We start from the raw sequence: 7,904 nt of genomic DNA, 5'->3' as shown, positions 1-7,904 counted from the left end.
ATCCACGAATATCAGAGTGGCCAATGCCCGAAGCTAAGAACTAGGCTCTTTCTAGATACTTTTCATTTTTTATCAGTTCGATTGTTTTTACTTGACAAAGGGCTTTACATATCAGTCATTTGAATTAGCTTTGATACACCGACACTTTCGGTTTGCCCTACTCTAGTACCAGCTCCTTGTCTGAAAGTTAACTCATTCGACCATAACAAAAAACCTAGCTATATATATGCACAGCTAGGTTTTTCTTGTATTTTTATTTATGATTGTTCCTTTTCAATGCTTGCAAGAACCAGTCCAAACTCTTACTGATAATGACAACCATTACCAATGTCCAAAATGTTTTTACAAGCCCAATTTTAAAAGCCAAAGGAGTTACAACAAATACATCAAAAATGAGAATAACGGTGGAAATCTTCCATTTGAAATATTTATTACACAACAATGCAATAATATCACTTCCTGCCGTGGACCCGTTTCCATAAATGACTAGAGCCATTGATAAACCTGTCACCAATCCCGCCAAGAGAGCAGAGGGAATCAGGGGCAACCATTTTATTTGCAGAAAAGTCGTATAATGCATGGTTAAGGACATAGTAGCAACCGCTAAGAAAGTATAGAAAACCGTTAACTTACTCAAAAAGCGGTAGGCTAATACAATCAAAATCCCATTCAAAACAAAACTGGACAGACTTGTTTCAATCCCTGTCGTATAAAACAAAAGTAGGGTAACACCAGTAATCCCACCTTCGCCAAATTCATGTGGAATGATGAGCATATTCAAAACAAGGGCATATAGGATTGCCCCAAAACATATCAATAAGCAGTCTCTCCATTTTATCTGAATCATATTCTCTCCTCACAAACAGTCCACCTTAGTATATCAAAAAAAGCAGAAAGCGAATAGCCACTTTCTGTACTTTTTTCCTATTTTCCTAAGACAGCTGAAGCCAGAGCTTTTTGAATAGCAATGACACTCTTATCGCTCTTAAACTGAAGAACTTCAGCAGGTTCAACAGCCGATGAAATCCATATTTTCAGCTCGGCATCTAAGTCAAAATGACCAGAGGTTTCTACCGTAAAGCGTGAAATCGAGCGGTAAGGAATCGATTTATAAGATACCTTTTTCCCAGTCATTCCTTGCTTATCGACCAAAATCAATCGATATTCTGTAAAAACAATCAAATCACGAACCAGACTAAATGCCATCTCAACCTGTTCATTATCCAGTAGAACATGCTCCAATTCCTGCTCAATCTTATCATTATCCATTTGCGAGGCATTACCTAGTAAACCTGAAAATAGTCCCATAATATGGCTCCTTTGGTATTTTTCTATAGTATAACACAAAAAGCTACTAGTTGACTATCTTAGACACTAGGTCTTTACCAAACATGGAGAATTATTCGCTTACCTTTGCTTCCTTATCAACTTCTTTAGGTTGATTGTTCTCGATACTGCCACCTTCAACTGCTGGAAAATGTTCTGCAATCGCAGATGGGATCTTCTTATCATTTAGATTTAATTCTTCCTTCGGAATGTGATTTTCACTCACATCAATTGTTTTCAAAGTCTTATTTGGCTCTGTGATGGCAAGTGTTTCAATATCATTTTTTGAAGCATTCAGGTCTTCTAAGGCTTTGTAATCATTGACTCCTTCTAGATTCTTCAATTGATTATCTGCAACATTTAATCGAACAACCGATTCTTGTTTACCCTCTATTTCCAAAGTCTTAATTTGATTCCCCTCTACATCCAGATTTACTAATTTTTCATTTTCTTCTATCCCTTGTAATTCAGTAATCTTATTATTCTTAAGAGTAAGACTAGTTAAATTTGGATTGTTTTTTACAAACTGAAGATCTTTTACATTACTTTCATTAGCTGTCAGTTCTTCTAAATTCTCTGTTTTTAGAGTTGATATATCCAATTGAGGATTCTGTGATATATACAAACGGGTTAACTTCTTCTTGTTTTGAAGCGCAGATAAATCTGTGATACGATTATTATCTAAACTAACAGCTGTCAATTGTGACAAATCTGCTAATGGGGATAAATCCGTCACTTTATTATGATCTAAATTTAAGGATTCCAAAGTTTTTAATTTAGCTAGAATAGTGATATCTTCAATGTCATTTCCTGCAGCAGAAACTACTTTTAAGTTTGGAAATTCTTCCAAAAAGCCCAAATCAGAAACACCATTTTGTGATAAGTCAATTCCCTCTAATGTTGGAATTTCTTTCAAAAACTGATAATCCTTAACGCCTGTGCTAGTCATCCATAATTGTTTCAATTTTTTAAATTGCAAGATAGGTTTTACATCATCAATTGGCGTAAAACCAATCCCTAACACTTCAACATTTGGCATCAAGTCCAGACCGGCTCTCTTTAGCGGATCTTTTCGCTGACCAATATTTAGATATTTTACCGTTTTTAACCACTCTCTCATCTTCTCGGAATCTGTTTCATTAGATGGGAAAGGAGTATCAGCCGTAGCATGCAAAATATCTTCAATAATCTCATCATCAAAACCTAATTGTTTTAAAGTAGCCATTCCAATTTTATCATGAGCATGTGGGTCACGGTGAGGGTCTTCGATTGGTTTTCCAACTTCAATTTTCTCAATCAAGATTGTATGAGAATGGTCACCATGAGGGTAAACGAAAGCAGGTCCTGCATCTGTTTCTATCACCTTGATTTTTTCTTTTGAAACATGCAGGTTTTCGGCTAGGTAGCTCTTTTTAGCTTCTCGTTCTTCTTCTACACTTGAGTTAGGTTTCCCGCCTTCTTGTGGTGACAACGGAATTTCTACATCAACTTGAGTGGAAGTTGACGAATGGTATTCTGCTCTAGCAGTCTCTAAATACTGAATAGGAATATAAGACTCCCACAGACTTCCTATCAAATGACTGTACGGAATTAAATGAGTATGCGTACCATGGCCAATGAGTAACCCTAACGCTGTTTGACCTTGGACTCCACTACCATCAAAAATGAAACCGTCGCTTGTTGGATAATCAATACCTGGGAAAGCTTTTTTTGAATTAGACTGAGTGGAAGTATGCCCTTTTTCTGTGGTAGACTTGAGTGGAACGAAATTATTTCTTGTGGTCGGAGTATGCAACGAATGATTATCAAGAACAGTAATCTGTCCCTTTTTTCCAATGGTCTCCCCAGTATTTCCTTGTCCGTGTTGCAAACTTGATTTCCAAATATAATGATAATGATCTCCATGACGTACCGTATAGCCATTCGCATCTTCAGCCACTATATCTTTCGGATCAAATACATAACCATCATCAAAAGTTTGTGATAGCTTCGCTTGCTTTGCGTTGGAATGTGAGCTGGATTGGCTATTCTCAATGTACTCTTTGGGTACCAAATAGGACCATTTGCTTTCTTTTAAATCCTTATAGAAAATAAAATGTGAATGACCATTATGTTCTAAGACCAGTCCCTCATCCGTTTTTGAAAGAATTTGACCTTCATTTTCAAAAAGAAATCCATCATCTGTAGGATAATCAACACCAGCTACCCCTTTTTTAGCTTGAGAAGTAGGTTTCTTTTGATTTTTGGTGAGTTTCTTAGCTTCAGAAATAGAAATTACATTAGCATCTTTATCCTTTGGATAGTAGAAGTACTGCTCATTTACTTTTATAATATAACCTTTCTCTAGCTGATACTGAATATCTTCTTTATTCAATTTATAATCAGAATCTGGAAGGGTATCTTTTAAAAAGTGTGCCGCATACGGGATAGGACCTTCAAAAAAGTATGACTCTTCTCCATATAGACGCATATAGCCATTAGATTTAATTTCAGACACCACAATCGTATTTTCATCTACTTTTGAGACATTGCTACTTTGAACATCTTGATGATTTATTGCAGTATTCTCTGTTTTTTGGCAACCCGCCAAAAAAAGATGACAAGATAGGATAATGCCTGTCAAGGCAAATAAGGTTGTTTTCTTTTTCATTTTTGTCCTCCTAGACTTATTAACCAGTTAACAATTAATCAGTATACATTTTATTTTTGATTTTTGCAAGAAAAAAACAACTGACAATGATTGTTCGTGAATAAATTTTCCATTCCACGACAAACGCATGAAAAAATTTGTTTTATAAACCATATTTTCACGACTGCTGTCAGTTTTTAGTAGAAAAAATGTAATATAATAGCCTTGGAAATGAGGGATTGTCCTTGTTAAAGCGAAGGCTTTACAAAAGCTTTTAAAAAAATGCATACAACAAGAAAATACTTACATACCTTTTTCTTCATATAGATAGCGTGTTTCCATCCCTACGACCATTGACAAAGCAAACAAACTATAGTATATTAAAAATAGGGAAATAAAAGGAGAATATATGGAAAATACATCTACTCAAACTTTCGAAGAACTCGTTGCGAAACAGAAAAAGAAACGTAATCGCGTCCTTAGAATTATTATCACACTCTTTACCGCTATTATCGTATTTTTTGCCTGTCTTGCATTATTCAAATATAATAGTGGCAACATTAGCGGTACATGGCGCAATTCCCAAGCTGAACAAGACATTGTCAAAACCAGTATCAAGGAGTTACAAAATCAACTTCCAGGTATCGATAAAACGTGGATTGATGCAACTTATACGATGACAGTCGTAGATAAGAAAGCTGTCTTCACCGCTACAACAAGCTTTGATATTCCTAAAATCGCAAAATTAACCTTGGATCAAGCTTACAAGGTAATGTTAGAGGAAGCACAAAAAGAAGCAAGTTCTCTAGGAATTTCCGTAGAAGAATACTTAACAACCGCTCTCGGAGCAGACTATGAAAAGCAATTGAAATCATTTCTACCTACACAAGCTGAGGCGGAAAAAGAATTTCATAAGTACCAAGACGAGTATGCTAAAGAACTAGGTGCCACATACAATCAAGAAACTGGTACTATCTCTGCTACCTTTTTCGAGGGAGAAGTCGATCAGCTCTTCCATACCGTGACCATTACAAAAATTAATGACGCAGCCATCAACCAGCTAACTACATATGATATTTCCGTAAAAGATATTATTTCCTATTCTCGCAAGGGAAATACCACCATTATTAACGGAAATGAAGAATTTACTTTAGAAAAATAATAAAAAAAGCTGGGAAAGTCATCCCTGATGGTTCCGACCTCACCCACAGAATAATGAAAATAAATATGAAGCCCTCACTAGGTGTATAATCTTAGTGAGGGCTTTGTGCTTGACGAATTAATGATGTTAGTCATCGCCGGAAAAACTAACCCACTCTACTGACGAGCTTTAAAAAATACGCAACAAACATGAGTATAAGAACTAGCCAATAAAAACACAGATAGATTCAAGCTGATTTTTGATGAAATACAGCCGAATTGTCTGTGCTTTTATTTTTGTCTCTACTATAAGATAGGACAACATTGCGGCGATATTTGAAAGAACTTGTACTAATACTCAATGAAAATCAAAAGTAGCCTAGGAAACGAAGCCGAAGATATAACTGGAGTTCATCAAGGCAAGTTGACAACGGATAATTTTGATTTTCGAAGAGTATAACCTCCTGTTTGTTTCGTCACTTACAGTGTAGTCCTTCTGACCTTTTTTCATATTGAATTTAACTAATGTCACCAATATAAATTATTTTCTCTTATATAACCTTTTACATACCTGATAAAGAATAGGTACAGCAATGATGGTCGTAATCGCAGTGCCATAGGTTCCTAAAATCCGACCCAAAGCAGCTAAAAATGATGCTGATGGCGTTAGTCCACCGACTAAACTCCCCGTCAATGTGTACTTCAACAGGTTCAAGATAGTTTTTGTGAGGGCTGCAACTATCCCAACCAACATAATATTTGATAGACTATCGTTTGCCTGTAGGAATTTCTCATAAAATAAGTGGAGGACAAAACAGACAATGAGTGATTCTAGAATGGTAATCCAAGCAACGGAAGCATATCCCGACAGTAAATCGAAGATGCCTAGACCGAGTGAGGCTGCTAGCGCCCCTTTTTTAGCACCAAAGATTAGTACTCCTACTACCACCAGAGCATTGCCTAGATGGACAAATTGACTCCCAAAAGGAATACGAATAAAGAAGACAACCACACAAATAAGGGCTGCAAATAGGCTAATTTCTGTTAATTGACGCAATTGATTCTGTTTCATAATTTCTCCTTTAATGTTTGAAATGCCTGCTGTAATGCTGCTAGAAAAGGTTCAAAGGAAATCCCAAATTTCAAGTCTCTATCCAAAGCGAGAGTACGCTCTAAACTCTTGTCGATAAAATCTAAAGCTAGAGGGATGGCTTGATGGAGATTGATTTGTTGGATGGTTGCTACAGCCAACAAGGTAGATAGAATGTCACCTGTTCCAAAGAAATTTGCTGGATATTTTTTAGACATATAGGTAGTTATTTCCCCTGTTTCCTGCTGAAAATAGGCTACACCTATTTGGCTATCATCAAAGGAAATCCCTGTCAGTACAATATCTGCAGACACCTGCTCTGCTAAAGCTTCCAGTAAGTCCTCAATAGCCGCCCTATCGTAGCAAGCTCCCAAATAATCCCTCCCTGTCAAAAAAGCTGCCTCTGTTACATTGGGAAGAATGAGCTTGGCCGACTGAGTCAATTCTTTCATGGCTTCTACATAGGTAGGGGTGAAACCCGTATACAACTTCCCTCCATCCCCCATGACCGGATCAACAATCAACGGTGTCTCTGTTTGTTTAGCATACATAGCCAATTGACTTAGTTGCTGAGGATTTCTACAGTAGCCAGACAAGATGCCTGCCAACTCCAAATTCAAGTTCTTCCACTGTTCAAAATAGGCTCGATTCAAGTCAGTCATATCTTCAACGACAACATCTGGAAAACCACCCGTATGAGAAGAAAGTAGTACCGTTGGTAAAAGCATTGTTTCTACCTGACAAGCTGCTGCAATTGGTATACTAGTGGCTAGGGCAACCTTGCCCACACCAGGCAAATCATTTGCAAGCAATAATCGTTGCATCAAATCTTCCTCCTAAATTATTTTTCATAAACAAAATTGTAAATGATTATCATACATTTTTCAACATTACATATTCACAACTGTATGGGGACAGATAGCCGAAACCTTATAATATCGGGCTCAAATTACTGCATAAGAAAAACAGTAACAACTCTTTGCTACTGTCATCCTATTTCAATGTATTGTTGTCACAATCTGCTTAATTTTTCTCCAGAAAGGCAATCAAGGTCTGGGCAGAGCGTTCTCCTGCTTGAATAATAAATTCATCAAAGGTGATATTGGCATCTCCCTGAGCTGTATCACTCATGGCTCGGATAACCAAGAATGGCTTACCTGTATTGACAGCTGCTTGAGCGATAGCTGCTCCTTCCATCTCTACGGCAAGGACTTCTGGAAAATGAGTTTTGATTGTAGCGATTCTCTCCTGACCTGCGATAAAACTGTCACCTGTCACAATCAGACCCACATGGCTAATCATTTCCTGCTCTGCTAAAACGGTTCTTAGCTGTTCTAACAAGACTTGGTCTGCTGGATAATACAATTCCTGCCCTGCCATTTGCCCGTAAGCATAGCCAAAAGCTGTCACATCGACATCATGGTAAGCCAATTGATTTGCTACAACCACATCACCGATGGCAATACCTTCGGCAACAGCTCCTGCCGAGCCAGTATTAACAATGACATCAACTGAAAAACGATCTGCCAAAACAGCCACGGACATAGCTGACATAACCTTACCGATACCTGACTGAACAAGAACGACTTCATGTTGACCGATTCGTCCCTGATAGTAAGTTCGACCCAAGACATCGATTTCAGTTGCATCTTGTAGATGCTCGACCAAAATCTTTAATTCCTGAGGCATGGCTGCGATAATTCCAAATTTCATCTCTTC

7 protein-coding genes are annotated in these 7,904 nt (G+C 37.4%); 1 reads left to right on the top strand and 6 read right to left on the bottom strand.

From position 1 onward, the window contains the following. Positions 1–253 precede the first annotated feature (253 nt). From ODU39_RS08865 to ODU39_RS08855, 3 genes are all read right to left on the bottom strand, one after another. Positions 254–847, bottom strand: coding sequence for a YitT family protein (locus ODU39_RS08865; RefSeq protein ID WP_105179324.1), 594 nt, complete (start codon positions 845–847; stop codon positions 254–256). Positions 848–924: 77 nt separating this feature from the next. Continuing rightward, complete coding sequence (locus ODU39_RS08860; RefSeq protein WP_105179325.1) at positions 925–1,308, bottom strand: PH domain-containing protein; 384 nt, start codon at positions 1,306–1,308, stop codon at positions 925–927. A 91-nt stretch (positions 1,309–1,399) separates the two neighbouring features. Next, positions 1,400–3,976 carry a pneumococcal-type histidine triad protein gene (locus tag ODU39_RS08855; RefSeq protein WP_398580264.1) on the bottom strand — a complete coding sequence of 859 codons (2,577 nt, stop codon included), beginning with the start codon at positions 3,974–3,976 and terminating at the stop codon, positions 1,400–1,402. Between the two features lie 388 nt (positions 3,977–4,364). Here ODU39_RS08855 and ODU39_RS08850 point away from each other — a divergent pair, with 388 nt between their 5' ends. After that, positions 4,365–5,117 (top strand): hypothetical protein, encoded by a 753-nt coding sequence (locus tag ODU39_RS08850; protein ID WP_398580263.1) that lies wholly within the window; start codon positions 4,365–4,367, stop codon positions 5,115–5,117. 519 nt (positions 5,118–5,636) lie between these two features. Here the strand turns inward: ODU39_RS08850 and ODU39_RS08845 are convergent. The 3 genes from ODU39_RS08845 to ODU39_RS08835 form a co-directional block, all read right to left on the bottom strand. Then, positions 5,637–6,167 (bottom strand): ECF transporter S component, encoded by a 531-nt coding sequence (locus tag ODU39_RS08845; protein ID WP_398580262.1) that lies wholly within the window; start codon positions 6,165–6,167, stop codon positions 5,637–5,639. After that, entirely contained in the window at positions 6,164–7,009 is an 846-nt protein-coding gene (locus tag ODU39_RS08840) for a pyridoxamine kinase (RefSeq protein WP_398580261.1), read from the bottom strand. Before ODU39_RS08840 ends, ODU39_RS08845 begins: the two co-directional genes overlap by 4 nt. Positions 7,010–7,208: 199 nt before the next feature. Continuing rightward, positions 7,209–7,898 (bottom strand): 5'-methylthioadenosine/adenosylhomocysteine nucleosidase, encoded by a 690-nt coding sequence (locus ODU39_RS08835; protein ID WP_015647163.1) that lies wholly within the window; start codon positions 7,896–7,898, stop codon positions 7,209–7,211. Positions 7,899–7,904: the final 6 nt, after the last annotated feature.

The organism is Streptococcus sp. 2021WUSS126 (assembly GCF_044427255.1).
Classification (GTDB): Bacteria; Bacillota; Bacilli; order Lactobacillales; family Streptococcaceae; genus Streptococcus; species Streptococcus hashimotonensis.
The sequence above is the reverse complement of the archived record's forward strand: the minus strand, read 5'-3'. Positions and strand labels throughout refer to the sequence as shown.

Bases quoted from the DNA above. Each gene is read 5' to 3' on its own strand.
- ODU39_RS08840 (WP_398580261.1), bottom strand. From the start codon at position 7,009: ATGCAACGATTATTGCTTGCAAATGATTTGCCTGGTGTGGGCAAGGTT.
- ODU39_RS08835 (WP_015647163.1), bottom strand. From the start codon at position 7,898: ATGAAATTTGGAATTATCGCAGCCATGCCTCAGGAATTAAAGATTTTG.
- ODU39_RS08855 (WP_398580264.1), bottom strand. From the start codon at position 3,976: ATGAAAAAGAAAACAACCTTATTTGCCTTGACAGGCATTATCCTATCT.
- ODU39_RS08845 (WP_398580262.1), bottom strand. From the start codon at position 6,167: ATGAAACAGAATCAATTGCGTCAATTAACAGAAATTAGCCTATTTGCA.
- ODU39_RS08850 (WP_398580263.1), top strand. From the start codon at position 4,365: ATGGAAAATACATCTACTCAAACTTTCGAAGAACTCGTTGCGAAACAG.
- ODU39_RS08860 (WP_105179325.1), bottom strand. From the start codon at position 1,308: ATGGGACTATTTTCAGGTTTACTAGGTAATGCCTCGCAAATGGATAAT.
- ODU39_RS08865 (WP_105179324.1), bottom strand. From the start codon at position 847: ATGATTCAGATAAAATGGAGAGACTGCTTATTGATATGTTTTGGGGCA.